The sequence below is a fragment of the Streptomyces sedi genome (assembly GCF_006335015.1).
GTDB classification, from domain to species: Bacteria; Actinomycetota; Actinomycetes; order Streptomycetales; family Streptomycetaceae; genus Streptomyces; species Streptomyces sedi.
On the sequence record NZ_VDGT01000002.1, the window covers coordinates 64,316 to 90,733 of the forward strand.

The 26,418-nt window shown below is 73.5% G+C and carries 20 protein-coding genes and 1 pseudogene; 11 read left to right on the forward strand and 10 right to left on the reverse strand.

From position 1 onward, the window contains the following. Nucleotides 1–129: 129 nt before the first annotated feature. From FH715_RS03135 to FH715_RS03145, 3 genes are all read right to left on the reverse strand, one after another. Nucleotides 130–1,554, reverse strand: coding sequence for an FGGY family carbohydrate kinase (locus FH715_RS03135; protein WP_139640471.1), 1,425 nt, complete (start codon nt 1,552–1,554; stop codon nt 130–132). 204 nt (nt 1,555–1,758) lie between these two features. Then, the gene (locus tag FH715_RS03140; protein ID WP_139640472.1) at nt 1,759–2,976 is read right to left on the reverse strand and encodes a cation:proton antiporter; all 1,218 of its coding nucleotides are present in this window, start codon (nt 2,974–2,976) and stop codon (nt 1,759–1,761) included. A 150-nt stretch (nt 2,977–3,126) separates the two neighbouring features. Beyond that, a complete protein-coding gene (locus tag FH715_RS03145; protein WP_139640473.1) occupies nt 3,127–3,606 on the reverse strand; it encodes a cation:proton antiporter regulatory subunit in 480 nt (159 codons plus the stop codon). A gap of 176 nt (nt 3,607–3,782) precedes the next feature. Between FH715_RS03145 and FH715_RS03150 the strand changes: the two genes are divergently transcribed. From FH715_RS03150 to FH715_RS03165, 4 genes and pseudogenes are all read left to right on the forward strand, one after another. Further along, complete coding sequence (locus FH715_RS03150) at nt 3,783–4,499, forward strand: ArsR/SmtB family transcription factor (protein WP_139640474.1); 717 nt, start codon at nt 3,783–3,785, stop codon at nt 4,497–4,499. Continuing rightward, nucleotides 4,496–5,767, forward strand: a pseudogene (locus tag FH715_RS03155) (MFS transporter); the annotation flags it as partial. The gene FH715_RS03150 and the pseudogene FH715_RS03155, both read left to right, overlap by 4 nt. Nucleotides 5,768–6,295: 528 nt before the next feature. Further along, nucleotides 6,296–7,480, forward strand: coding sequence for a sensor histidine kinase (locus FH715_RS03160; protein ID WP_246108550.1), 1,185 nt, complete (start codon nt 6,296–6,298; stop codon nt 7,478–7,480). Between the two features lie 3 nt (nt 7,481–7,483). Further along, entirely contained in the window at nt 7,484–8,128 is a 645-nt protein-coding gene (locus FH715_RS03165) for a response regulator transcription factor (protein WP_211367409.1), read from the forward strand. A gap of 41 nt (nt 8,129–8,169) precedes the next feature. On the opposite strand, the gene FH715_RS03170 is transcribed toward FH715_RS03165, so the two are convergent. Then, complete coding sequence (locus FH715_RS03170) at nt 8,170–8,976, reverse strand: phytanoyl-CoA dioxygenase family protein (RefSeq protein ID WP_139640476.1); 807 nt, start codon at nt 8,974–8,976, stop codon at nt 8,170–8,172. 253 nt (nt 8,977–9,229) lie between these two features. Between FH715_RS03170 and FH715_RS03175 the strand changes: the two genes are divergently transcribed. The 4 genes from FH715_RS03175 (at nt 9,230) to FH715_RS03190 (ending at nt 12,868) form a co-directional block, all read left to right on the forward strand. After that, the gene (locus FH715_RS03175) at nt 9,230–9,955 is read left to right on the forward strand and encodes a FadR/GntR family transcriptional regulator (protein ID WP_139640477.1); all 726 of its coding nucleotides are present in this window, start codon (nt 9,230–9,232) and stop codon (nt 9,953–9,955) included. Nucleotides 9,956–10,036: 81 nt separating this feature from the next. Then, entirely contained in the window at nt 10,037–11,182 is a 1,146-nt protein-coding gene (gene dgoD, locus FH715_RS03180) for a galactonate dehydratase (protein ID WP_139640478.1), read from the forward strand. 88 nt (nt 11,183–11,270) lie between these two features. Continuing rightward, nucleotides 11,271–11,903 (forward strand): bifunctional 4-hydroxy-2-oxoglutarate aldolase/2-dehydro-3-deoxy-phosphogluconate aldolase, encoded by a 633-nt coding sequence (locus FH715_RS03185; protein WP_139640479.1) that lies wholly within the window; start codon nt 11,271–11,273, stop codon nt 11,901–11,903. After that, nucleotides 11,900–12,868 (forward strand): sugar kinase, encoded by a 969-nt coding sequence (locus FH715_RS03190; protein WP_139640480.1) that lies wholly within the window; start codon nt 11,900–11,902, stop codon nt 12,866–12,868. The genes FH715_RS03185 and FH715_RS03190 overlap by 4 nt, the downstream gene beginning before the upstream one ends. Before the next feature lie 31 nt (nt 12,869–12,899). Here the strand turns inward: FH715_RS03190 and FH715_RS03195 are convergent, their stop codons facing one another. Continuing rightward, on the reverse strand, nt 12,900–13,568 hold the full coding sequence (locus FH715_RS03195; protein WP_139640481.1) for a TetR/AcrR family transcriptional regulator: 669 nt from the start codon (nt 13,566–13,568) through the stop codon (nt 12,900–12,902). A gap of 128 nt (nt 13,569–13,696) precedes the next feature. Between FH715_RS03195 and FH715_RS03200 the strand changes: the two genes are divergently transcribed. Next, a complete protein-coding gene (locus tag FH715_RS03200) occupies nt 13,697–14,623 on the forward strand; it encodes an SDR family NAD(P)-dependent oxidoreductase (protein ID WP_139640482.1) in 927 nt (308 codons plus the stop codon). Nucleotides 14,624–15,114: 491 nt separating this feature from the next. Here FH715_RS03200 and FH715_RS03205 read toward each other — a convergent pair whose 3' ends face one another. The 3 genes from FH715_RS03205 to FH715_RS03215 all read right to left on the reverse strand — a co-directional run bounded on the left by FH715_RS03205 (nt 15,115) and on the right by FH715_RS03215 (nt 22,029). Next, nucleotides 15,115–18,156 carry an alpha-mannosidase gene (locus FH715_RS03205; RefSeq protein WP_139640483.1) on the reverse strand — a complete coding sequence of 1,014 codons (3,042 nt, stop codon included), beginning with the start codon at nt 18,154–18,156 and terminating at the stop codon, nt 15,115–15,117. Nucleotides 18,157–18,324: 168 nt separating this feature from the next. Next, nucleotides 18,325–20,517 carry an ROK family protein gene (locus FH715_RS03210; protein ID WP_139640484.1) on the reverse strand — a complete coding sequence of 731 codons (2,193 nt, stop codon included), beginning with the start codon at nt 20,515–20,517 and terminating at the stop codon, nt 18,325–18,327. 210 nt (nt 20,518–20,727) lie between these two features. Further along, entirely contained in the window at nt 20,728–22,029 is a 1,302-nt protein-coding gene (locus FH715_RS03215) for a YeeE/YedE family protein (protein ID WP_139640485.1), read from the reverse strand. A gap of 350 nt (nt 22,030–22,379) precedes the next feature. Here FH715_RS03215 and FH715_RS03220 point away from each other — a divergent pair, with 350 nt between their 5' ends. Continuing rightward, entirely contained in the window at nt 22,380–22,796 is a 417-nt protein-coding gene (locus FH715_RS03220) for a DnaJ family domain-containing protein (RefSeq protein WP_139640486.1), read from the forward strand. A 376-nt stretch (nt 22,797–23,172) separates the two neighbouring features. Here FH715_RS03220 and FH715_RS28025 read toward each other — a convergent pair whose 3' ends face one another. Both FH715_RS28025 and FH715_RS03230 read right to left on the reverse strand, forming a co-directional pair. Continuing rightward, nucleotides 23,173–23,982, reverse strand: a complete 810-nt coding sequence (locus tag FH715_RS28025) for an LAETG motif-containing sortase-dependent surface protein (protein WP_170184613.1) — start codon at nt 23,980–23,982, stop codon at nt 23,173–23,175. Between the two features lie 200 nt (nt 23,983–24,182). After that, nucleotides 24,183–25,565, reverse strand: a complete 1,383-nt coding sequence (locus FH715_RS03230; RefSeq protein ID WP_246108551.1) for an MFS transporter — start codon at nt 25,563–25,565, stop codon at nt 24,183–24,185. A gap of 304 nt (nt 25,566–25,869) precedes the next feature. On the opposite strand from FH715_RS03230, the gene FH715_RS03235 reads away from it, so the two are divergent. Then, complete coding sequence (locus FH715_RS03235) at nt 25,870–26,325, forward strand: MarR family winged helix-turn-helix transcriptional regulator (protein ID WP_211367411.1); 456 nt, start codon at nt 25,870–25,872, stop codon at nt 26,323–26,325. Nucleotides 26,326–26,418 lie beyond the last annotated feature (93 nt).

A 26,418-nucleotide genomic window follows, 5' to 3' on the forward strand; every position in this document is an offset into this window, starting at 1 on the left:
GGGGACGGTCCCCGTGGTGCGGGTTCGCCCCCGTCGGGGGCGCGGGGAACGGCGCGAGTAACCGTCCACCGGGGTGCGGTCGACGGCTCACCCGGCCGGCAAGGCCGGTTGTCTTCCGGGGGCCGCCGGTCAGGCGATCGCCCCCGGGTGGATCTCGTCGCGGACGGCCGCGTACTGGAGGCGGACGGAGGAGCCGACGGCCGGCTCGTCCTCGTCCGGCTCGAACCGTTCCCCCCGCGCCGGCGCCCACGCTGGCGGCGCCTCGGCCGTCAGCCGGCCCTCGTCGACGCCCAGCGCCCACGCCGCCTGGCGGGCGGCGCCAATGGCGGTGTAGTCCGCCGGTTCGGGGACGACGACCGTGGCGTTCAACACCGCGGGCGCCAGCTTCCGCACCGCCGGCAGCGTCGCCACCTGGCCCAGCAGGAAGACCCGGTTGATCGCCACGCCCCGCCGGCGCAGCATGTCGGCGGCGTCGGCCAGCCCGCAGAGCATTCCCTCGAACGCGGCCCTGGCCAGGTGTTCCGGTTTCATCGACTCGCGGCGCAGCCCCGCCAGGGTGCCGGCGGCGTGCGGAAGGTCGGGGGCGCGTTCGCCGGCCAGATACGGCAGCAGGACCAGGCCGTGCGCGCCTGGCGTGGAGGAGAGGGCCAGTTCGGACAGCTCGGGCAGGTCGCGGCCGAGGAGTTCGGCCGTGCCGCGCAGCACCCGGCTGGCGTTGAGGGTGCGCACCATGGGCAGATGGTGGCCGGTCGCGTCCGCGAAGCCGGTGATCGTGCCGGTCGGGTCGGTCAACGCCTCGTGGTGCACCGCGCAGACCGAGCCGGAGGCGCCGAGCGCGATGACGGCGTCGCCCTTGCCCACGCCCAGCCCGAGGGCGGCGGCCATGGTCTCCCCGGTGCCGGCCGAGATCAGCAGCCCCTCGGGTGTGCGCCCCGCGGCATCGGCCGGGCCCAGCAGCTCGGGCAGGCTCACCGGGTGGCCGATGGCCAACTCGGCCAGCTCGTGGCGCCAGTTGCCGGAGACAGCCGACCAGTAGCCGGTGCCTGAGGCGCCGCCGCGGTCCGTGGACCAGCGGTTCGGGCGGCCGAGCAGCTGCCACACCAGCCAGTCCTGCGGCTGGAGCACGGTCGTGGTGCGCCGCGCCGCCTCCGGCTCCTGACCGGCGAGCCAACGCAACTGCGCGACCGGGTGCGTCGGTTGGGGCACCGAGCCGACGGCCTCGGCCCAGGCGGCCCGCCCGCCCAACGCGTCCACCAGCGCGAACGACGCCGCGCGCGCCCGGTCGTCCGCCCCCGCCAACGCGGGGCGCACCGGCTTGCCGTCCGCGTCTATCGGGACCACGCTGTGCGGCTGGGCGGCGACCCCGATCGCGGCAACCTCGTCCAGCATCCCGCCGTCGGCGGCCTCGCCGAGGGACAGCAGCCAGGACTCCGGCGCCGCCTCGCCGGACGGGTGCTCGGCGTGTCCCTGACGCAGCACCTCACCGGTCTCGGCGTCGCAGACGACGATGCGGGTGTAGGCGGACGAGCTGTCGAGACCTGCGACGATTCCCATGGGTCCGAATAATGCCTCATCCGTTGGCCATGGGCGGACGGGCCCCGGAAACGGTGACCAAACCCGGAACAGCTCTGCTATGGGGCGGGAAGCGGACCCCGTCCGCAGGCGGGACGCGACTCCGTCCGCAGGCGGGACTCGGGTTCCGTTCCGTGGGCGGGACTCGGGCCCGCGCGCTCCCCGTTGCGCGGGCCCGAGTGCCGCCTACGAGCCGGCCTCGGTCGCCGGCCGCACGTCGGTCAGCACCGTGGAACCCGCCTGCTTGGCGGCGCGGCGTTCCATCAGGTTGCGGGCGACCGGTTCCGTCCAACGGGCGGCCAGCGGGCCCACGATGACCATGATCAACACATACGCCGTCGCCACCGGCGCGATCCGTGGTTCGGTCGCCGAGGCGAGTCCGGCGATCACGATGGAGAACTCGCCGCGCGCCACCAGGGCGCCGCCGGCCCGCAGCCTGCCGCGCGGCCCGATGCCCGCACGACCGGCCGCGTACCAGCCCGTGGCGATCTTGGTGAGAACGGTCACCACGGCGAGCAGCAGCGCCGGAACGAGCACCGGCGGTATGTCGCTCGGCGTGGTGGAGAGACCGAAGAACACGAAGAACACCGCCGCGAAGAGGTCACGCAGCGGCATGAAGAGCCGGCGGGTGGTGTGCGCCACCTCGCCGGAGAGGGCGATGCCGACCAGGAACGCGCCGACGGCCGCCGACACCTGGAGCTTCTGCGCGATCCCGGCGACCAGCAGGGTCAGGCCGAGGACCACCAGCAGCAGCATCTCCGGGTTGTCCGAGGAGACCGTCTTGCTGATCCACCGGCCGTGGCGCAGCGCGACGAACAGCGCGATGCTGGCGGTGCCCAGCGCGATAGCCAGCGTGACGCTGCCGCTGACCAGCCCGACGCCGGCCAACACGGTGGAGAGAACCGGCAGATAGACCGCCATCGTCAGGTCCTCGATGACCAGGATGCCCAGGATGACGGGGGTCTCCCGGTTGCCGAGGCGGTTGAGGTCGGTGAGCACCTTGGCGATCACGCCGGAGGAGGAGATGTAGGTGACGCCGGCCAGCGCCAGCGCGCCCACGGGGCCCCAGCCCAACAGGAATCCGGCGAGCGCGCCCGGCGTCGCGTTCAGCAGCAGGTCGACCGCGCCGGACGGGTACTGGGTCTTGAGGCTGTCCACCAGTTCGGGCGCGGTGTACTCCAGGCCCAGCATCAGCAGCAGCAGGATGACGCCGATCTCGGCGCCCACCTCGATGAAGCCTTCCGTGGTGTTCAGGGGGAGCAGTCCGCCCTGCCCGAAGGCGAGTCCGGCCAGCAGATAGAGGGGGATGGGGGAGAGACCGAGCCTGCCGGCCAGCCGTCCGACCAGGCCGAGGCCCAGGACGACCGCCCCCAGTTCGATCAGCATGATGGTGGTGTCGTGCAAGAGTCACCGCACCTTTCAGTTCGCCCTGCCGCGCCCGGGCGCCGCATGTGTCGTCGGTGTTCGAACCCGGCGTGCGGCAACCCGCGCGGGGGCGTGCGTGACGCCGGGTCCCAGCGCTGTGGGCGGTCCCGGACGTACGGACCGCGCTGATCAGCCGCCGGCGATGATGTCGGAGAGGTCGTCGACGCCCTCGCGGGTGCCGACCACCACCAACGTGTCTCCCGCCTCAAGGCGGTAGTCGGGACTGGGGGAGGGATGCGTGCTGGTCCTGCGCAGCACGGCGACGATGGAGGCGCCGGTGCGGGTACGGGCCCGCGTGTCGCCCAACGGCCGCCCACGGTAGGGGGAGTCGGGGCCGATGGGGATGCGCTCGGTCACCAGGTCGAAGCCGAGTTCGCCGCCGGGGAGCGCGTGGTCCGCGAGGTCCGGCGCGATGATCGAGGCCAGCCGGGCCGCCTCCTGGGCGTCCAGCGGCACGGTGCCCTGGCAGGCGTCGGGGTCGTCAGGCGAGTAGAAGGCGATGAACCGCCGACCGTCGTCGTGCGCGACCACCGAGATGTGTCGACCGTCCCGAGTGGCGAGGTCGTACTGGGTGCCGACGCCCGGTAGTGGCGTGCGCCGCGTCACCATGAAAACGCCCTCCTCAGGCGGGGGTTCGTGCTGAGCATAACGTCAAGAGGAAACCAGCCTGTTTCCGCAGTCAAGAAAAACCCTGGCAAAGCGAGGCATGGGAACAGTAAAGAGGGCATGTCAGGGGAGTGCCAACGACTCTTTGCAAAGAAGTGTTTGCGGTTTATCGTGGCCGGATGACCGACACTCCACGCGCGGCCGGCGCTTCGGCCGAACGCCCCGCTCAGCCGCTTCCCCACCTGACGGAGCCGCCCGTCTCGCACATCGAGCTGGACGCGCGCGGGCTGCGTGCGCTGGCCCATCCCGTGCGGGTCAGGCTGCTCGGACTGCTTCGTGTCCACGGGCCGTCCACCGCCACTCTTCTGGCCCAGCGCATGGAGCTGACCAGCGGCGCGACCAGCTACCACCTGCGCCAGCTGGCCGCGGCCGGCTTTGTCGCCGAGGACACCGGACGCGGCAACGGGCGCGAACGCTGGTGGCGTTCGGTGCACCAGTCGACCGCTTTCCGTGACATGGACCTGGCGCGGCGGGAGATGGACGCGACTCTCGGCTATCTGCGGTCGATTCTGGCCTCGCACACGCTGATGGGGCAGCGGGCGCTGAACGAGCTGGAGACCATGCCGCGCGAGTGGGGCGAGGTCGTGGAGTTCAGCGACGCGCTGCTGCGGCTCACCCCCGAGGAGGCCAAGGAGCTGCGACGGGACATCTCCGGCGTGCTCAACCGCTACCGCCGCTACGATCCCGACCAGCCGGCGGCCCCCGAGGGCGCCGAACGCGTCTCGCTCGTCCTGCACCTGCTGCCAGACCTCGACGGCGGTGGCGATGGCGACGGCGACGGCCACGGTGAGGCAGGTGGCGCAGAGAGTACGGGGCGCACGGGGGGTGCGTCATGAGGAGGGCCGCGGACGCGGGGAGACAGCGACTCCGGCCGCTGATAGGCGTGTTGACGGCGATGGGCATCGCCTACACGGGGAGCCGTGTCGCCGCGATCGCGCTGCCGTGGTTCGTGCTGACCTCCACGGGCAGCGCCGCCCAGACCGGACTGGTGGCGTTCTGCGAGATGACGCCGTATGTGCTGGTCAAGGCGCTCAGCGGGCCTGTGATCGACCGGATCGGGCCGCGCGTCGTCTCCTGGACGACCGACCTGTTCAGCGCGGTGGCGATCTGCCTCGTCCCGGTCCTGCACGCCGCCGACGCGCTTCCGCTGTGGGCACTGCTGGTGCTGGTCGCGTGCGTCGGGGCGACCCGGGGGCCCGGAGACCTGGCCAAGGAGGTCATGATCCCGGAGGCGGCCGAACGCGGCGCGCTCCCGCTGGAAAGGGCCACCGGCTCCGCCGGGGTGATCGAACGGCTGGCCACCACGGTCGGGCCGCTCGCCGGCGGCGGACTGATCGCGCTGGTCGGGCCGTTGGCGGGGCTCTATGTCAACGCGGCCTGTTTCGTGGCCGGTTCCCTGGTGATCGCGCTGACCCTGCCGAGGGGGATGGGGCGCCCGGTGCCGTCGGAGCCGGCGGAGGACGGAGCGGACGCGCCGGCTGCCGGCTACTGGCGACAACTCGCGGAGGGCTTCCGCTTTCTGCGCGGAGCGCCGCTGCTGCTGGCGTTGATGATCACCGTCGCGATCACCAACCTGCTGGACGCGGCGTTCAGCTCCGTGCTGCTTCCGGTCTGGGCGGAACGCAGCGGCGCGGGGCCCTCGGCCATCGGCGTGCTGGTGGCGACCTTCAGCGTCGGCGCGGTCGCCGGGAGCCTGATCGCGACGGCGCTGGCGCACCGGCTGCCCCGCAGGCCGGTGGTGCTGATCGGATACACGGCGTGCGGCCTGCCGCGCTACCTGGTCATGGCGCTGGCGCTGAACGGGCACGCGCCCCTGCCGGTGGTGGCCGTGGTCTTCGTGCTGGCGGGCCTGGGGGCGGGCTTCCTCAACCCGATCATCGGGGCGGTGATGTTCGAGCTGATACCCCGTCGGCTCCTGGGCCGCACCAAGGCGCTGTCCACCTCGCTCGCCTGGTCGGGCATCCCGCTGGGCGGACTGCTCGGCGGTCTGGCGGTCACCGCTGCCGGGCTCGGCCCGACGCTGCTGGTCGTCGGTTGCCTCTACCTGCTCACCACCACCGTCGCCGGACTCCGCCCGGAGTGGCGGCAGATGGACACCTCCCGCCGGAAACGGCGAACGCCGGGGAACGACGATCCCGACACCACCGGTCCCAGCCAACCGGACTCCGCAGCCGCCGGCCCCGACGCCGCCCCCGCGACCGCCGGTACCGGAACCACCGACTCCGGGACGACCGACTACGGCACCACCGCCTCCGACGCCACGGCCTCCGGAACCACCGTTACCGGCGCTCCCCACTCCGGAACCGCCGCCCCCGACACCGCCGTTGCCGGGAACGCCGGCTCTCCGGGGGGCGACTCCGGAACGGCCATGGCCGAGCGGCCCCTCTCCGGGAGAGTCGTGCCGGAGGCGGCCATGCCCGTGAGAGCCGCGTCCGACGAGGCCGTTCCGGGAGACGCCATCTCCGGTGTGGCCGTCTCCGGTGAGGCTGTGTCGGGGAAGGCTGCCCCGCCGGTCGACAACGGACGGTGGCCGCAGGCCACCTGAGGCGGAACGACCTCCGGGAGGAGGCCCGGCTCCTTCCCGGGGACGACCCGCCGGCTCCGTGCCCCGGCTAACGTCGACATCGTGCGGATGAGCTGGCTCACCGATGCGGTGAGCGACCGGAGGGGGCCGGTGCGGCTGGTGCCCGCGCTGCTCGCCCCCGGCTGCCTGCTGCTGGTCGGCAGCGGCGAACCGACCGCGGCCGACTGGGCGTTCGCCCTGGTCGCCGCCCTCGTTCTCCTTCCCGGCGGCTGGTTTCCGCTGTCGGTGGTCCTTGTCGAGGCCGCGCTGGTCGTCGCTGTCGGCGCCGTGGCGGAGGTCCCGCCCGCCGTCGTGAAGGTGGCGGCCTGCCTCGCCCTGGTCGAGCTCGCCGCCCGCCGCCCGCCCAGGGCCGCGCTGCTCGGCGGTGCGGCCCTGTCGCTGGCCTACCTGGTGGTGTACCTGGAGTGCGAGAAGTACGCGGACGCCGTGGGGATCGGCTACCTGCTGGTGGTCCTGGTCGCCGCGCCGCTGCTGCTGGGGTGGTGGCTCTCCGCCCTCAGTCAGAACCTGGCCCAGGCGCAGGCCAGGGCGCGCGACGCCGAGGAGCGCAGGGAACTGGCCGCCCTCGGCGCGCGGTTGGCCGAACGCGCCGAGCTGGCACGGGAGGTGCACGACCTGGTCGCCCACCACGTCGCCTCGATGGCGTTGCGCGCCGGGGTGGCCAGGGAGGTGTTGCCCGATCTCGACCCGCGGGTGCGCACCGTGCTGGACGACGTGCACGGCTCGGCCACCACCGCGCTCGTCGACCTGCGTCGCCTGGTCGCCGTGCTCCGCGACCCTGCCTCGGTCACCGACCCGACCCGCTCGCTGCTGGTCGAGCCGGCCGAACTCCCCGCCGCCCTCGCCTCGGTGGTGGAACGCTCCGGCCGCAACGGCCTGGTGCTGGAGAGCCGGATCGATCCCGAGGTGGCCGGGCTGGACGCGCTGCGCGGGCTCGCGGTGCTGCGGATCGTGCAGGAGGGGCTGACCAACGTCGCCAAGCACGCGGGGGTCGGTGCCCGTGCACGGGTCTCGGTGGCGCTCGCCGACGGCGTTGTCCGCGTCGAGATCAGCGACGGAGGGGACGGCGCTCCGGCGCCCGAACGGCTGCTGGTCGACTCCGGCTACGGCATCGAGGGGCTGCGTGAACGCGTCACGCTGCTCGGCGGTACCGTCACCGCCGGACCCGAGGGCCGGGGCTGGCGGCTGAGCGCGACGGTGCCGACCGACGCCGCCCGGGCGACGAGGAGGTGAACCGTGCCGACCCGCGTGCTGCTGGTCGACGACCAGCAACTGGTCCGCGCCGGACTGCGGATGCTCTGCGACTCCACCGAGGACATCCGGGTGGTCGGCGAGGCGGCTGACGGCGAGGAGGCCGTGCGGCTGGTCGCCGCGACGGTCCCCGACGTGGTGTTGATGGACCTGCGGATGCCGGGGGTGGACGGCACCACCGCCACGGCCCGGATGCTCGCCGACCGGCCGGAGACCAGGGTCGTCGTGCTGACCACCTTCGACGACGACGACCATCTCTACCCGGCGCTCGCCGCCGGGGCCTGCGGCTTTCTGGCGAAGGACGCGACGCCTGCCGAACTGCTGGACGCGGTCCGCCAGGCGGCGGCCGGCGGCAGCCCGTTCAGCGGGCCGGTGCTGGCGCGGCTGGTGAGCCAGGCGACGAGCGCGTGGTCCGCGGAGCGCTCGCCGGAGCCACCCCCGCTGACGGCCCGCGAGCGCGAGGTGCTGGCCTTCGTCGGCGCGGGGCTGAGCAACGCGGAGATCGCCGACCGGATGCGGGTCGGCATGACCACGGTGAAGACCCATGTCGGCAGCCTGATGCGGAAGACGGCCAGCCCCAGCCGGGTCCGGTTGGCGATCTTCGCCATCCACCACGGTCTGGCGGGCTGAGCCCGGGGCACCGCGGGCGTGCCTCGGCGGTGCGGCGCGGCTCAGTGGCCGAGGCCGAGGCCCAGCCGGACCGCCGCCTCCACCGGGGAGTAGCAGCCGTCCGCCCGCGCCAACTGGAGCGGCGCCACCGGCTCCAACGGCGGCTGGGCGATGATCCTCGGTCGGCTGCCACGGTGCGGCTGGGCCGCGTGCACCAGGAAGGGGTGGCAGAGATACACGTCGCCCGCCCGCCCCGTCGCCAGGACCTCCGGGCGGTCCTCCGCGTTCAGCCGGCCGGCCTCGTCCATCGCCCGGCACAGCTCGAAGAGCTCCCGCCCCTTCTCCCCGGCATCCGACAGGAACGTCGGCACGTCGCGGTGCGAGCCGACCTTGATCCGGGTTGGCGCGTCCTCCTCGTCGACGTCGGTGAAGAGGAAGAGCAGCAGCAGGGCCCGGCCGCGCGAACGCAGATTGACCCGGTACTCGGCGCCTTCGGCCCCGCCGGCGAAGCTGGCGTCGAGATGCCAACCCGCGTCGCTCGGCTCGTCCCGATGGGGAAAGCGGATCGGGAAGCTCCCCAGGCCCAGCCGGGGCAACCATCTGCCCGCACCCACCAGTTGGTCGAACGCCCCCCGCAGCCGCTCCGTGTTGGCCGCCTGCCGGAACGGCTCCGCCCCCGATCCCTCGATCCGGATCAGTGGTCCCGGCCAACTGGACGGATCGTTCGGGTCGACCCCCGCCATCCGCCACAGCTCCGCTTGCCCCGCCTCCGCCACGGACCGGGGGAACGCCTCCGGCACCCGTACGAAGCCGTCGCGCACGAAGCCCTCGACCTGGTCCTGGGTCAGTGTGTCGTGTGGGTTGGCCATGGGCGTCGATGCTGAGGCACGAGCGCTCGGCGGGGCAATACCTTTTGGTCCCGCGCTCCGGTGTGGGCAACCCCAGGGCACGGCGCACGCTCGGGAGAACGCGCCGCACCCACCGCACGAGCCTGCGCGTCCTCCGGCGTCCCGTCTCCCGACACCCAGGAAACTCATTAATTAGTAAGAATTGTTGACAGGGGGCAGGAGACGAAGCAGGCTGGTGCGCGGACGGGGGACGACGATCGGGGGGAGGCGGGCCATGGAGCCCTACGCCTCCCGAGGTGTCCACGGCCAGACCGTCGAGGTGCTGGCCCACCGGCTGCTGGGCGGGGAGTGGCCGGAGGGCGGCACGCTCGACCTGGTCGCCCTCCAGACCGAGTTGGACGTCAGCCTCACCGCGCTGCGGGAATCGCTCAAGGTCCTCGCGGCCAAGGGGCTGGTCGACGCCCGGCAACGTCGGGGGACCTTCGTCCGGCCGCGGTCCCAGTGGAATCTGCTCGACCCGGACGTGATCCGCTGGCGGCTCGCCGCCGCGCCGGCCGACGGGGGAGCCGGCGCGGCCCTCCACCGGGACCTCGGTGAGGTCCGCGCCATCGTGGAACCCGCCGCCGCCCGGCTGGCCGCCGAGCGCCGCGACCCCGACGACCTCGCCGCGCTGGACGACTCCCTCGCCGCGATGGGACGCGCCACCTCGCCCGCCGAGGCCGCAGCGGCCGATGTGGCCTTCCACCGGGCGCTGTTGGCGGCCACCCACAACGAACTGCTGGTCCGCATGGAGCTCGTCATCGAGTCGGGACTCGAACGCCGCGACCTGCTCGTGCACAGCTCCGCCTCCGCCGGCGACCCGGTACCCCACCACGAGGCCGTCCTCTCGGCGGTGCGGGCGGGCGACCCCGCCGGCGCCGAGGCGCTGATGCGCGCGCTGCTCGACCAGGCGGCCCGCGACCTCGACCTCGCCAGCCGACCGGAACAGGACCGGCCCTAGCCTCCCTCGCGTCCCGCACCGTCCGACGCGGGCCGCACACCACGCACCCACCGCACGGAAAGCACGCACGAGGCACCGCACATGAAGATCACCCGCATCGAGACGTTCCTCCTCCCGCCGCGCTGGCTCTTCTGCCGTGTCGAGACCGACGAGGGCATCGTCGGATGGGGCGAACCCGTCGTGGAGGGCCGCGCCGAAGTGGTCCGCGCCGCCGTCGACGTGCTCGCCGAGTACCTCGTCGGGCGCGACCCGCTGCGCGTCGAGGACCACTGGCAGGTGCTCACCAAGGGCGGCTTCTACCGGGGTGGGCCGGTGCTCTCCAGCGCCGTCGCCGGGCTCGACCAAGCGCTGTGGGACATCGCGGGCAAGCACTACGGGGCGCCCGTGCACGCCCTGCTCGGCGGCCCGGTGCGGGACCGCGCCCGGGTCTACGCCTGGGTTGGCGGGGACGACCCCGGCGAACTCGCCGAGCAGATCGCCGCCCAGGTGGACGCGGGCTTCACGGCGGTGAAGATGAACGCCGCCGGCGTCACCCGCCCTCACGCCAGCGTCGCCGAGATCGAGGGCGCGGTGGCGCGGGTCGCCACGGCCAGGGAAGTCCTCGGCCCCGAGCGGGACATCGCGATCGACTGCCACGGGCGCTTCAGCGCCGCCAGCTCCCGGCGGCTGCTGCACGAGATAGCCCCGCTGCACCCGCTCTTCGTGGAGGAGCCACTGCCGCCCGAGCAGAACCACGTGCTGTCCGGGCTCGTCGAGGCGGGACCGGTGCCGATCGCCACCGGCGAGCGGATCTACGACCGCTCGGGCTTCCTTGCCGTGCTCCGGTCCGGGGTGGCCGTCGTCCAACCCGACCTCTCCCACGCCGGCGGGATCTCCGAGGTGCGCCGCATCGCCTCCCTCGCCGAGACCTTCGGCGCCCACCTGGCGCCGCACTGCCCGCTCGGCCCCATCTCCCTGGCGGCCAGCCTCCAGGTGGTCTTCGCCACACCGAACTTCCTGATCCAGGAGCAGAGTCTGGGCATCCACTACAACCGCGAGGCCGACCTGCTCTCGTACGTCCTCGACACCGAGCCCTTCCGTTTCGTCGACGGCCACGCCACCCGCACCGAGCTGCCCGGGCTCGGTGTCACGGTCGACGAGGCGGCCGTTCGGGAGGCCGACCGCGCGGGGCACAGCTGGCGCAACCCGGTCTGGCGCCACCCCGACGGCGGCTTCGCAGAGTGGTGAGACGAGGAGCCCCCGGATCGCGGCCCACGGCGATCTGCGAGGCTTGTGCCCAGGACACCGGCCCGTGACCTCCGAAGAAGGCTGAACGATGAACCTGCTGGAATCGCTGCGCGCCAGGCGACTGCTGGCGATCGTGCGCGGCTCCGACCCGGACGCCTCACTGCGCGCGGTGCGCACCCTGGTCAGCCAGGGCGTGAGTCTGGTCGAGATCTCCCTGAGTGGCCGCGACGCCCTGGAGGTCATCGCCGCCGCCCGCGCCGAGCTGGGCCCGGACGCCCCGCTGGGCGCCGGCACCGTGCTCACGGCGGAGGACGCCACGGCCGCCCACGCGGCGGGTGCCGACTTCCTCGTGACCCCGGGGCTCGGCGCCGGACTCGACGAGGCCCGCCGCCTCGGCCTGCCCACCCTGGCCGGGGCGTTGACGCCCAGCGAGATCATCGCCGCCCGCAGCGCGGGCGCCACGGCGATCAAGATCTTCCCCGCGGACGCGATGGGCGGCCCGCGCTATCTGCGTGCGCTGCGGGGACCGTTCCCCGATCTGCCCCTGGTCCCGGTCGGCGGGGTGGACGCCGAGGCGGCCAGGGCCTATCTGGAGGCGGGAGCGGTCGCGGTCGGCGTCGGCTCACCGCTGCTGGGGGACGCGGCCGACGGGGGAGCGCTCGACTCCCTGGCCGAGCGGGCCGGGGCCTATCTGCGGCTGACCGAGGAGGCGTCGTCATGAGCGAGACTCCCGAGGTCGTGGTCTGCGGCGAGGCGATGAGCCTGCTACTGGCCGAGCCAGGCGTGCCGCTGGAGCACGCCACCGTCTTCCGGCGCTCCATCGCGGGCGCCGAGAGCAATGTCGCGGCGGGGCTCGCCAGGCTGGGCCACCGCAGTCGCTGGCTGGGCCGGGTCGGCGACGACCCGGCCGGGCGGGCCGTGTTGGCGAAGCTGCGTTCCGACGGCATCGACACCTCCTACGCGGTCGTGGACTCCTCGGCGCACACCGGGATGCTGGTCAGGGACAGCCATCCGGCGCGCGCCATCGACGTGCAGTACTACCGGGCCGACTCCGCGGCCTCCCGTATGACGCCGGACGAGGTGGGCCCGGAGGCGCTCGCCGGGGCCCGGCTGCTGCACGTCACGGGGATCACCCCGATGCTCTCCGAGTCCACCCGCGCCGCGACGGAGCGACTCTTCGACCTGGCGGCCGAGGCGGGGGCGTTGGTCTCCTTCGACCCCAACATCCGGCTCAAGGTGGGCCCCGCCGAGCGGTGGCGCGAGGTCGTCGGCCCGCTGATGGCCCGCGCCGACCTCGTACTGACCGGCGAGGACGAGCTGGAGCTGCTGTGCGCCGACGAGACGCCGGAGGCCGCCGTGGAGCGGCTGCTGGCGACGGGGGCTCGGGCCGTGGTGATCAAGCACCGCGACAAGTCGGCCAGCTGCCGCACGGCCGAAGGCGCGTGGCGCCAGTCGGCGTTCACCGTGCCGGTGGTCGATCCGGTAGGAGCGGGTGACGCCTTCGCCACGGGCTTTCTCGCCGGTTGGCTGGCCGAGCTGCCCCCGCGCCGCGCGCTCGAACAGGGCGCCGCGACCGCCGCGTTGGTGGTGCAGTGCGCCAACGACACGGACGGGCTGCCGGATCGGCCGGGACTGGAGAGGGCACTGCTGTCCTTCACCCAGGACACCGAGGCCGTCAACCGCTGACCGTCGGCCGCGCCTGGCCGCCGCTGCTCGCTCATCCCCCGGCTCCCCCCTGGGCTTCGACGTCCGCGCGCCCCTCCGCCGCCCCCTCGGGGGTGTCGGGGGCGCGCAGACCGTCGAGGGCGGTGCGCACCACGACATCGACGTACTCCCCGGTCAGCGGGCCGTCCCGGTGGAGCCAGCGGTTGCGCACGGGACCCCAGATCATCTCCACCGCGACATCGAGGTCCAGCTCGGGGGAGAGTTGGCCCGCCTCCTGGGCGCTCCGCAGCCGCCGGCGCTTGACCTCGCGGATCGGCTCATCGAGCCGCTGCTGGTAGTCGGCGGCCAGCTCCGGATTGACCAGGACCTCGACCGTGAGCGCCCGCATCGGCTCGCTGTACCGGGGGTCGTTCAACTCGTCGGCCGTGGCGCGGAGCACGGCCCTGAGGTCGGACTCCAGGTCCCCCGTGTCGGGCAGCTCGCCGGGGCCGCCCTCGGGGCCCTCGGAGAGTGAGAGCAGGGCGTCGAAGAGCACCGCGCCCTTCGAGGGCCACCAGCGGTAGATCGTCTGCTTGCCCGCGCCGGCTCGGGACGCTATCCCCTCGACGCTCAGCTTCGCGTAGCCGACCTCGCCGACCAGCTCCAGCGCGGCGTTGAGGATCGCCTTGCGCGTGGCCTCGTTGCGGCGGGCGTTGTCCGGTGCTCTGCGTGGCGGAGTCATGCGGGCAGCATACCCCATGGCGAGACGAGACGCACCGTCTTGTTTTTGGCTCCGGGGGTGTGTATGGTTCCGCGGTGAGTCGAGACGGGTCGTCTCGTCTCGGTCGACTCTCGTCGAAAGGACGCGCCATGACCACGACTTCGTCCCGCCCCTCCTCCTCCGTCCCCGCCTCGCACGCGACGGTCGCCGCGCGGGTCAGGGCCCAGCGGGAGGGCCGAGTGTGGCTGATCACCGGCGCCAGCAGAGGGCTCGGCCGCGCCTTCGCCGAGGTCGCGCTGGCCGCCGGCGACCGGGTGGTGGCCTTCTCCCGCACGGTCGGCGCCATGGACGGCCTGGCGACCGCCCACCGGGACCGGCTGCTGGCCTTCGCGCTGGACGTCACCGACCGCGCGGCTGTCTTCGCCGTAGTGGCCGAGGCCGTCGCCCACTACGGCCGGCTCGACATCGTGGTGAACAACGCGGGTTTCCTCACGATGGGCATGGTCGAGGAGTGCACCGAGGAGCAGGCCCGCGCTCAGTTCGATGTGAACTTCTTCGGAGCCCTCTGGGTGAGCCAGGCGGTCCTGCCCACCCTGCGGGCCCAACGCTCCGGTCATCTCGTGCAGATCTCCAGCGTCGGCGCGCTGGTGGGCCACCCCTCGACCGGGCTGTACGGCGCGAGCAAGGCCGCGTTGGAGGGGATGAGTGAGGCGCTGGCCGCGGAGGTCGCCGAGTTCGGGGTCAAGCTCACCATCGTGGAGCCGGGCGGGTACTGGACGGACCTCTACACCACGGGACTCGTCTCCGCCGAGCCCCGGCCTCAGTACGCCCCGCTTCGCGCGGAGTTGGAGCGCCGGTACGCCGAGGGGTCCGTGGACAGCCCTCCCGACCTGGCGGCGCGAGCCCTGCTCACCCTGGTGGACGCGGAGGATCCGCCGCTGCGGCTGTTGCTCGGCAGTCTGGTCTACGACCTCGCGTTCGACGTCTGCCGGGACCGCATGGACACCTGGGCGGCCTGGGAGGAGGTCAGCCGGGCCGCCGAGCGTGCCGTTCCCGCTCCGGCTCCGGCGCCGTGAGGGGAGGGACCGCCCTCGCCGAGGCCTCCTCGGGAGGGGCCGAGTCCCCTCTCCGGGGACGGCGGTCCCGGGCGACCCTTCCGGCAGGTAAAGGGCCGCCCGGGGGACCGGGGGAGGGCGACGGCGGGAAGCGGCGGTCCGATGCGTCGGGGAAGCGGCGGCGCGTCGTGGGCACCGCCCTCCGGGACCGCGTCGGCGCCGCGTTCCGTGGCCTTGCATATCTCGTTCCCGTCGGCGTCCCTGTCGAACATGGGAAGCCGTCAACCCCGCGCTTCAGCGCGCGCTCGGTGGTGCGGCGTTTGCTCCGCGAGCCGGTCGTGCGCCCCGGTGGAACGGACGGTCGGACAGCTGGGGCCCACCGGCGGGGCGAGTGGCGTGCCGCCGTGGCGCCACCCGGCGCGACTCGCGTCGGTCGGCGGACAGCGCCGACCCGCCCACCGGCCCCTCCAGGGGACGATGGGCGGGGACGCGTCGCGGGCGTGGTGCCCGCGTCAGCGCGCGGCGGGGGCCAACCGCAGGGTGAGGATCTCGAACGGCCGCAGCCGCAGTCGCTCCAGCTCGGGCGCCTGCTGGTCGGTCAGCGGGCGCTCCAACAGGTCGGTCACGACGGCGCCGGCCAGCGGCAGGTCGCAGCCCAGCCGGGTGGTGGCGCGCCCGCCGAGCGACTCGTAGAGCCGCACCACCAGGTCGCCGGAGCCGTCGTCGGCCAGCTTCACGGCCTCGATCACCACCGCGTCGTTGTCGACCGAGACCAGCGGAGTGACCGCGCGGTCGCCGGGCACCCGGCGCTCAGCGAGGTTGAAGTGGTACCCCTCGCGGATGGCGTCGCCCAGCGAGGCGTTCACCACCAGCCCGTAGCGAAGCCGGTGTTCTCCCAGGTCCGCCTCCGGGTCGGGGAAGCTCGCCGCGCGCAGCAGGGTCAGCCGCGCCGTGGTGGTGGAGCCGCCGTCGGGTCGCACGTCCCTGGTGACCTCGTGGCCGTAGGAGGAGTCGTTGACCAGTGCGACACCGAAGCCCGGCTCCTCCAGGTGCAGCCAGCGATGCGCGCAGAACTCGAACTTGGCCGCCTCCCAGCTGGTGTTGCTGTGGGTGGGGCGCGGGGTGTGCCCGAAGGGGATCTCGCCGCGCGAGGTCTCGGCCCGGATGTCCATCGGGAAGGCCACCTTCAGCAGCTTCTCCCGCTCCCGCCAGTCGACCCGGATGTCCACGTCCAGCCGACGGACGCCGGCGGGCAGGGTGAGTATCTGCTCGATCCGCGAGTCGCCCGTGGTCCGCACCACCCGCACCCCGCCCGCCGGGGTGGCGGACACCTCCTCCGCCTCGGTCAGGTCGGTGACGGCGTTGCGGTAGAAGGCGTCGATGTCCCAGGCGTCCCACTGGTTGGGGAAGTCCTGATGGAGCTGGAGCAGGTTGGCGGCCGTGCCGGGGGCGACGGTCTCGCGTTCCGCCTCCGTGTCCCAGATCGAGGTGACCAGGCCCCGTTCGTCCACGGTGACCCGGAGCAGTCCGTTGTCCAGGAGGAAGGGGGCCCTCCCGGGCAGCGCCGGGGGCGTCTCCGGGGCTCCGGCTTCGACCGGGGCCGCGCCCAGGGCCGGTACCCCGCCGCGGGCGTGCGGGGCGGCGTTGAAGACGACGGTGCCCGAGCCGCCGCCGGCCAGGGCGCGTTGCGCCTCGTCGACCAGTCCGGTCAGTTCGGCCAGGACCTCGGAGTAGGTCTCCTCGGCCTCCTGGTGCACCCAGGCGATGGAGGAGCCCGGCAGGATGTCGTGGAACTGGTGTGTGAGCACCGTCTTCCACAGGCGGTCGAGCCGCTCGTACGGGTATGCCGCCCCGGTGCGCAGGGTCGCCGTGGCGCACCAGAGTTCGACCTCACGCAGCAGGTGTTCGCTGCGGCGGTTGCCCTGCTTGGTGCCCAACTGGCTGGTGAGCGTGCCCCGGTGCAGCTCCAGGTACAGCTCGCCGACCCACACGGGCGCCTGATCGCCGTACTCCTCGTGCGCCTTGGCGAAGAAGGCGGCGGGCCCCTCGATCTCGACCTTGGCGGAGCCACCGAGATCACCCAGCCGGGCGGCGCGGCCCAGCATCTCCCGGGTGGGGCCGCCACCGCCGTCGCCGTAGCCGAAGGGCACGAGCGAGCGGTTGGCCAGGCCCTTGTCGCGGAAGTTCCGCTCACTGTGGGCCACTTCGGCGCCGGAGAGCTCGGCGTTGTAGGTGTCGACGGGCGGGAAGTGGCTGAAGATGCGGGTGCCGTCGATGCCCTCCCACCAGAAGGTGTGGTGGGGGAAGTCGTTCGTGGTGTTCCAGGAGATCTTCTGGGTGACGAACCACCGCACCCCGGCCAGCTTCATCAGCTGAGGGAGGGCGGCGTTGTACCCGAAGGTGTCGGGCAGCCACATCTCCCTGGTCTCCACCCCGAACTCCTCCAGGTAGAAGCGCTTCCCGTGGACGAACTGCCGCACCAGGGACTCGCCCCCGGTGACGTTGGTGTCCGGTTCCACCCACAGGCTTCCTGTCGGGAGGAACTGCCCGGTGGCGGCCTTCTCCAGGGCGCGGGCGTAGACCTCGGGCCGGTGCTCCTTGAGCCAGGCCAGTTGCTGGGCCTGGGACATGACGAACTGGAAGTCGGGATGTTCGTCCATGAGCGCGGTGACGTTGGAGACGGTGCGGGCGACCTTGCGGACGGTCTCGCGCAGCGGCCACAGCCAGGCGGTGTCGATGTGGGCGTGGCCCACGGCCGAGATCCGGTGTGCCCGTTCGCCGGCCGGCACGGCGAGCGCGGGGGCGAGGAGCTCCCTGGCCGCCGCCGCGGTGCCCGCGATGTCGTGCAGGTCGACGGCGTCGAGTGCGCTCTCCACGGCGCGCAGCAGCTGCCAGCGTCGGGTGTCCTCCTCGGGCAGCTCGGCCAGCAGACCGCCGAGCACGTCCAGATCCTGGGTCAGTTCGAAGACGGTGCGGTCGAAGACGGCGAGATCGGCCCTGGCCAGCCGGTAGATCGGTTCGCCGGCCTCGCCCCGCCCGGTCAGCCAGGAGGCCCGGTCGCCGGAGCGGGTGGGCAGGAACGGCACCCCACCGGGGCCGTCGTCCAGGATCAGCGGGTTCGCCGCCGCCTCCACGAAGTAGGTGAACTCCTCGCCCCCGACGGCCTCTTCGGTGACGGTCAGCCAGGCGTTGCGCGGGTTGAGCGCCTTCACGGCGGTGCCGTCGGCGCGGTAGACGAGCCCTTCGGCTGCGAAGCCCGCCTTGGTCGCGTCGAAGCCGAGGTCCAGTACTGCCTCCACGCGCCGGCCGGCCCACGCCTCGGGCACGGTGCCGCTGATCCGGAACCAGCAGGTGGACCAGGCAGGGCCCCAGCGGTGTCCGACCGCTATCGGTCGGTACTCGGCCTCCAACCCCTGGGCGACGGGGACCGGTTCGCCGTGGACGGGCCACACCCCGACATCGAGTGGGACGCCGTGCGCGTGCACGGCCGGAAGCAGGCGCTGGGTGAGCACGCGGTGCAGGCGTCGCTCGATGAGAACGGGGTCACGATGCATGGCTGTCATGAAAAGCCAATGGATGGAGTAAGTCAACGTCCTCTCGCGCCACGGCAGGGGGCGGCCGGGGAGTCGACCTCTCGCGGCTACCCGTGCGGTCCTGCTGCCAGAAGTGGCGTGATCGGGCGGGCTAGTGGCGCCGGACTCGCAGGGAAGGTGTCAAGGGTTTTACTTGACGGGTTGCGGGAAGTGCGGGAAGTTTTCTGCCGCATGGTGGGTGCGCAGCCGTGGGGCGAAAGCGGCATGGAAGACGCTGGACGCGGCGCCGACCGCGGCGGCCGACTCGTTGAGCAGCGAGGGCGCCACCCGGACCGGACGCACGGCGCGGGCCGCCGCGAAGCGGTTGACCGCCGCGTCGATCTCCGCGAGGTAGATCCCGGCGATCTCGGGGCGCACCGCCGGCCCGCCCACGATCAACAGCGAGGTGTCCAACAGGTCGGTGACCCCCACGGCCCCGTGCGCGACCACGTCCGCGACCGAACGCAGCAGGGAGACCGCCGCCGTGTCCCCGGCGAACGCGGCGCGGCAGACGCGTTCGTAGGCGTGCGGGTCCTCCCTGGTGACCAGCCCCGCCGCCGCGGCCCGGCGCACCACGGTCGGTATCGGCGCGCACTCCTCGACGGTCCCCGGCCCGCCTCCCTCGGCGCGGCGGCCGACGCCCAGGGCGCACAGCGCGCCGAACTCCCCGGCGTTGCCGGTGTGCCCCCGGTAGACGTCCCCGTTGAGAAAGGCGCCGCAGCCGGCACCCGTGCCGAGGTAGAGGTAGACGAAGTCCCCCGCGCGTTCCGCGGCGCCCAGCCAACGTTCGCCGATCGCCGCCGCCGTGACGTCCTTCTCCATCAGCACCGGCAGGCCCAGCCGCCTGCGCAGCTCCTCGCGCAGCGGCACGTCCTGCCACCCCTCGAAGAGCGGTGGGTTCCTGACCACCCCCGCCTCGGCGTCCAGGGGGCCCGGCACCGCGATCCCCACGCCCAACGGAGGCGCCGCGCCGGTGGCTTCGGTGGCCTCGGCCACCATCCGCCCCACCAGCCCCATCACCCACTCGGGGTCGCTCCGCTCGCGCAGCGACACCTGTCGCCGCGCGACCACCCCGCCGCAGAGGTCGACGACGACCTGGGTGATCATCTCCGGGTCCAGATGGATGCCCACCGCGTGCGAGGCGTCGGCGCGCAGCCGCAGCGGGACTCGGGGCTTGCCCCTGCCGACCGACCTGTGGGCGTCCTCCACCAGGAAGGCGCTGGTCAACAGGTTCCGGGTGATCCGCGACACCGCCTGCGGGGTGAGCCCGGTGCGCCCGGCGATCTCCACCCTGCTGAGCGCGCCGGCCTCCCTGATGGTCTCGATGACCAGCTTCTCGTTGAACGAACCGAGCGCCAGCTGGTCGAAGGCACGCGGGGCGCGCGGCGGAGGACCGGGCAAGACACCGTCGTCCGGCCGACGCCACAGCGCTCCCCCCGTCCCCTTCTCCCCCCGTGCCGCACCACCGCGCAGGGTGGCCACCAGCGAGTCCAGCACCGGGCGCGCGGCGACCGGGGCATGGAGCAGTTCCGACGCGCAGAAGACGCCGAGCGTGGCCGGCCAGCCCATGGAGTCGGGCGCCCGATGCCAGCTCTCCCCGCCGAGGGGCGCCTCCGGCGCGAGCTCGCCCGCCGGATCCCAGAGCAACACCCGGAGCGGGCCGCCGTGGTGGGGCGCGGACCCGCACGCGCGCAGGAGCTCCGCCAGTTCGGCACGCTCCTCGGGGGTGACCGGGCGTCCGTCGGTCGGGGGCGGCGACAGTTCGGCGAGGAGCGCGGCGTTGCGCGCCATCCGTTCCGCGACCGGCGCCGGCCCCGCCTCCCGTGGCTCGGCAGGCGACTCGGCGACCACCAGCGCGGTCGCGCGCCCGCGCGACCAGAGCCCCAGGAGCAGCGGCCGTCGGCAGGTCAGCGGCGGGTCGGTGGGGAGGGTGAGCGTCGCGGGGGACTCCCCGTCCACGCCCCAGCGACGCCACACCGCGCTCAACGCGGTGTGCGAGACGCCCAGATGGTCCGCGAGCGCCCGCGCCGACCAGGCGCGGCGCGGTGCCGGAGGGCCGGCGAGCGTCGCGGCCACCACGTCGGCCTCGTCGATGCGCGGCGGTCGCCCGCTGCGCGGCCGGTGCGAGAGTCCCGGGAGCCCGCTCTCCGCGTAGCGGCGACGCCAGGAGGAGACCGTCGGACGGGAGACGCGCAGCGTCCGCGCGCTCTCCGAGACGGAGACGCCGTCAGCCGCGTCCCGCACGATCCGTGCGCGGACCTCGCGCTCCGGTCGGTCGGCGGCCCAGGCGCGCAGCGCCTCGCGGTCCGCCTCGGTGAGCGAGAGTCGCTGCTGGTCCTGCATGGCTCCATCCAACACCTTCCCCCGGAGGCTGCAAAAGTACTAAGTGTCCACCGGGGCGAGAGAAGGAGAGTCGGGCGGGCCGCACCCCGGCGGGGCTTTCGAGCCCGCTCACAGGGGCTCGGTCGCCGAGTCACAGGCCGTGGTGCGCCGACCGGGGCCGTGAGGAGCGCGGAGGCCGCGACGGCCTCGGCCCCGGTCGACGCGGGGTGTTCAGCAGACGCCGTCGCTCGGCTTGGGGTTGGCCAGGCCGAAGAACGGCCGGAGCCGCAGCCCCGCCCAGGTGCCCAGCAGCGCGGTCGCGCCCCACAGCCAGCCGCTCAGGCTGCCGGAGGCGATCCCCGCCAGATAGGCGCCGATGTTGCAGCCGCCGGCGAGCCGGGCGCCGATGCCCATCAGCACCCCGCCGAGCACGGCGGCCACCCCGGTACGCCACGGCACGCCCCGGTGCAGCGCCCAGGTGCCGCCCAGCGAGGCGGCGACGGCGGCGCCCACCATGATGCCGATGTCGGTGAGGCTGTTCTTGTCGGCGAGCACCGGGCCGGCCAGCATCTCGGCGTTGCCCTGCTGTTGCCAGAAGCTCCAGTTCTCCGGGTGTCCGCCGAGCGCGCCCACGAGCTCGCTGCCCCAGAGCGCGAACGCGCTGGTCACGCCCCACGGTCCGCCGGAGACCAGCAGCACGGCCGCGCCCAGCACCGCCAGCACCACCGCGCCGGCCGCCAGCGGCCAGGAGCCGCGCAGCGCGCGCCGCGCCACTCCCCGGGTCGTCGGGACCGCGCCGGTGGGCGGCGGGGTGCGGCGGCGTTGGATGACGCGGGTCAGGGCGTAGATCCCGGCCAGGGCCAGCAGCGTGATGCCCCAGGAGCCGAACCAGCCGACGTGGTCGGAGAGAACCACCGGGTCGAACGCCGGCAGGTCCTTCCACACGTCGAACTGCCAGGCGGCGAGCGTCGATCCGAGGATGAACCCGCCGAGTGTCAGCACGATCGACGTCTGTCCGCTGCCGACGGCGAAGAGGGTGCCGGAGGCGCAGGCGCCGCCCAGCTGCATCCCGATGGCGAAGACGAAGGCGCCGACCAGCAGCCCGATGCCCAACCTGCCGGCGGAGGGCGCGGGTTCCGACCCGAAGAGCCCGCTGCCGGTGCCGATGATCAGCGCGAAGAGCGTGGCGGTCGTGCCGAGCAGCAGGGTGTGGGCACGCAGCCCGGCCCCGTTGCCGACGGCTATCAGCTGGCGCCAGGCCGAGGTGAAGCCGAACCGGGAGTGGAAGAGCGTGAAGCCCAGCCCCAGGCCGAGCAGCAGGAGCACGCCGGGCTTGGCGCCGTGGCGGGCGAAGACATAGGCGTCGAGACCGGCGCCGAGCAGCAGCGCTACGGCCAGCGGCCCGCGCCGCACCGGCGGCGCCTCGGGCGCCTCGGGGGGCGGCACCCGGGTGGGCGACGACGCCAGCCAGGAGACGGCCGGCGTGGCCGGGGCCCGGGGCACGGGCGGTGGGGTCGGGGAGACGGTGGTCATGGGTGTTCTCCAACGGGGACGAACGCGCCCCGGGGTGGGCGGGCCGTGCGGGGTCGTGCGGGAGGGGAGCGGTCACGCGGCGCGGCACAGCGGTGTGCCGGCGGGGGCGTGTGGAGGGGCGGCAGAACTCGGTCAGCGGCGACAGAGGCCGTCATCGACACAGCAGGCCGACCCCGCGAAGAGCGCGAGGCAGAGAAGGCGACCTGGTGTGAACACGCCGCCATCCTAAATGTCCCTCCTGCCCGGCGGTACCCCCGGGCCGCCAGGGCTTTCCCGGACCCCGCCCGCGGGCCCCCTCGCGGGAGCCCGGCCGTGGGAGGCTGGGGGGAGGAGAGCACCGGGAGGCGGGAATGACCGAACGGAAGCCGCCGGGGACGACCTTCGAGTCCTGGGTGGACAAGCAGATTCGGGAGGCCGAGGAGCGCGGCGAGTTCCGCGATCTTCCCGGCGCGGGCAAGCCGCTGCCGCACACGTCCGAGCCCTATGACGAGCTGTGGTGGGTGCGCGAGAAGATGGCCAGGGAGGACCTGTCCGTCGTGCCGCCCAGTCTGCTGCTGCGCAAGGAGGCCGAGGACGCCCGCGCCGCCGCGCTGGCCGCGCCGACCGAGAAGGCGGCGCGCCGGATCCTCGCCCAGGCCAACGAGCGGATCAGACGCGGGCTGCGTGACTCCCCGGAGGGGCCGCCGGTCAACGTGGCGCCGTTCGACGAGGAGGCCGTCATCGCCGAGTGGCGGGCCGGCGTCGCGGCCCGGCTGCGCGGTTCCTGACCGACCGCGGGGCTCCTGACCAACTGCGGGGCTCTTGACCGACCGCGAGGCTCCTGACCGGCGGCCGGGTCGACGCGGTTTCCGAGGGGTCGCGCACGGGGGCGACGCGGTTCCCGAGCGGTCGCGCACGGCGCGAGACGGTGTCCGAGCGGCTGCCCGCCCCGTTCCCCCGAGGCGTCCGCGCGTGCGCGCGCACAGGTCGGGGCTCGTGAGACGGGCGCCGGGCCGGATGCCTCCCGAGCACCCGGCCCCGGGCCCCCGGCCGCCCTCCCGCGGCCCGGCAGGGCGGAGCGGTGCGCGCACGACGAGGGCCGTACTCCGAACGCGGGTACGGCCCTCGTGAAGGTCGCGTGAGGCGCGAGCGCCTCCGCGCGTGTCAGGCGCGGGCGCGGCGGGCGAGCATCACCGCGCCGCCGCCGGCGACCAGCACCGCGCCGCCGATGCCGGCGACGAGGGGCGTGGCGGAAGAGCTGCCGGTCTCGGCCAGCTCCGGGTCGTCGGTGTCACCCTGCGGGGTGGCCGAGTTGGGCTCGCTGGCCGGGGCTGCCGTGTCGGGCTCCGCCTGCTCCTCGGGGGTCTCCTCGCCGGGGGCCTCCCCACCCTCGGCGACGAGCGCCCACTCGGCCTCGTTCTCGGCGCGGTAGCACGTGCCCTCGGCCTGCTCGTCGAAGTGGCGCGCGCTGACCCACGCCTCGAACCAGCCCGGCCGGTCCTGTTCGGCGCGGGTGCGGATCTGGGCCTCGGCGGTCTCGCCCGGCGCCAGCTCGTCGATCACTCCGAAGTGCCCCTCGGCGGTGTCGCTCTCGAACGGCACGTTGCGCCATTCGCCGTCCACGTTCCACTGGAGGGAGAACGGGAACGGGTCGTCCGAGCCGTCCGAGACGTTGTACCAGCCTTCGAGCTTGGCGAAGATGTCGCTGACCGGCTCCTCGCCGACGTTGGTGACCACATAGGTGAACTCGGTCCACTCGGTGGGGGAGGCGCTCTCCTCGGGGACGCCGTCCAGCCCGACGGCGATGTCGTCGGCGTCCTGGAGGTCCTCGCAGTAGGGCAGTTCGCCCAAGCCCACCGGGGCGATCGGGAGCCCCGCCGCCTGTGCCGCCGGGGCCGTGGCGAGCAGCAGCGCGGGCAGGGACACGGCTCCGGCCGCCACGGCGGCCAGGGTACGACGCTGGGAACGCTTCACGGGAACGCTCACTCCTTCTTCGGCTACGTATCTGTGTGCGCGTCCGGTGGGGTGCTTCTCGCTCCCTGCGGACACCGGTTCGACGGTGGCCGCGGCGTTCCGGTTGCCCTCCTGTGTCACAGACGTGTCACCAGAAGTGGAGGATTCCGTTCACCTTTGATCGCTCCTGGCCCGTTCCCTCGTCACCGGGAGGGGCGCGGTCAGGGCTTCGCCCCCTCGGCGGCCAGCGGGGTCTCCTCCGTGGGCTCGGCAGGCTCCGTCGGGGCGTCCGCCGCGCGGACCGGGATCAGGGTGGCCACGGCGGCGGCCACCAGCGCGACGCCGGCGCCGATCATCATCGCCACCCGGAACCCGTTCTCCGAGGGCAGCGGGAACCCGCCGAACTCCGTCGTCATCTGGGCCAGCACCACACCCACCACGGCGGCGGCCACCGAGGTGCCCACCGAACGCATCAACGTGTTGAAGCTGTTGGCCGACGCCGTCATGGAACGCGGCACCGCGCCCATGATCAGGGTCGGCATCGCGCCGTAGGCGAGCCCGACGCCGGAGCTGACGACCATGGTCACCAGCAGCAGACCCCAGGTCGAACCGAGCAGCGGCAGCGAGACCGCGTAGCCGCAGGAGATCACGACGCTGCCGACGGCCAGCGTCACCTTGGGGCCCCTGGCCGCCGAGAGCTTGGCGCCGAACGGGGAGAGCACCATCATCATCAGCCCGCCGGGCGCCATCCACAGGCCCATGGCCATCATCGACTGGCCCAGGCCGTAGCCGGTCTCCTCGGGCAGTTGGAGCAGCTGCGGAACGACCAGCGCCTGGGCGTACATCGAGAAGCCGACCAGCACCGACGCCATGTTGGTGAAGAGCACCTGGGGGCGCGCGGCCAGCCGCAGGTCGACCAGCGGTTCCGCGAACCGCAGTTCCCAGCGGCCCCAGGCCAGCAGCAGCACGGCGGCGCCGGCGAAGAGCCCCAGCGTCGTGGCGCTGCCCCAGCCCCAGTCCGACCCCTTGGAGACCGCCAGCAGCAGACAGACCAGCCCGCCGCCGAGCCCCAGCGCGCCGACGCCGTCGAACCTGGCCCGGTGGCCGGCCGTGTCGCCCGCCGGGACGAATACCCAGATCAGCGCGCCCACCAAGGCGCTCAGCCCGGCGGCGACCCAGAACAGCGCGCGCCAGCTGGTGTTCTCGGCGACGGCCGCGGAGAACGGCAGCCCCAGCGCGCCGCCGACGCCCATCGAGGCGCTGATCAACGCGATGGAGGTGCCGAGCCGTTCGGGCGGCAGCACGTCGCGCAGCAGGCTCAGGCCGAGCGGGACCACGCCCATGCCCAGACCCTGGAGCCCGCGGCCGACGATCATCGTGACGACGGACGAGGAGAGCGCGCAGACCACCGAGCCGATCACCAGCGGCGCGACCGAGACCAGCAGCATCCGCCGCTTGCCGTACATGTCGCCGAGTCGTCCGGAGACGGGCGTGGCCACGGCGGCGACGAGCAGGGTCGCGGTGACCACCCAGGACGCGTTGGACGCCGAGGTGTCCAGCAGCGTCGCCAACTCGCCGAGCAGCGGCACCACCAGGGTCTGCATGAGCGCCGCCGTGATGCCGGCGAACGCGAGGATGCCGACGACGCCGCCGGGTGGGGCGGGACGCGGGGGAACGGACACGGGGGGCCTCTCTTCACGCGGTTCTACGAGTCTTCGTGCGGGTCCACGAAAGCGATATGCAGAATACACATCGTATGCATGATGCATGTGAGATGTAGCGTGCATATTGCCCGTGGTATACCTTCCGTGGGCGCACGAGGGAACGAAATGGCGCCCCGTGCCGGTCGGAAGCAGTCGCGAGTGACCGGAAGCAGTCGCAAGCGGTCGGATGCAGGAGGACGCGCCCGTGGACGAGCCCATCCGCCGGCTCGAATTCGAGACGATGTTGCTGACGCGCCACTCCGACCTGTTCAACGCGCAGGCCAGGCGCGCCAGTCGGCGGCTGGACCGCAGCGCCTACGTGTTGCTCAGCCGCATCGAGATCGACGGGCCGATGTCGATCGGCCAGCTCGCCAACGCGTTCGGACTCGACTGCTCGACGCTCAACCGGCAGACGGCGGCGATGCTGCGCGCCGGGGTCGTCGAACGCATCCCGGACCCGGAGGGCGGGATCGCGCGCAAGTTCAGCATCACCGCCGAGGGGCGCGCACGGCTCACGGACGACCGCCGGCGCAACCACGAGTCGCTGGCGCGCATCCTCGACGGCTGGGAGCCGGAGGAAGTGGCCGACTTCGTGGCCATGGTGCACCGTTTCAACGAGGGCATCGAACGACTCGAAGGCCGGCCCTGGCCCCGCCCGTAGGAGGCGTGCCGTAGGAGGCCCGCCATAGGGCGCCCTCCGTAGGGCGGCCCCTCAGGGCGGCGCCCCGTTCACCGCGCGCGGGTTTCCCCCCGA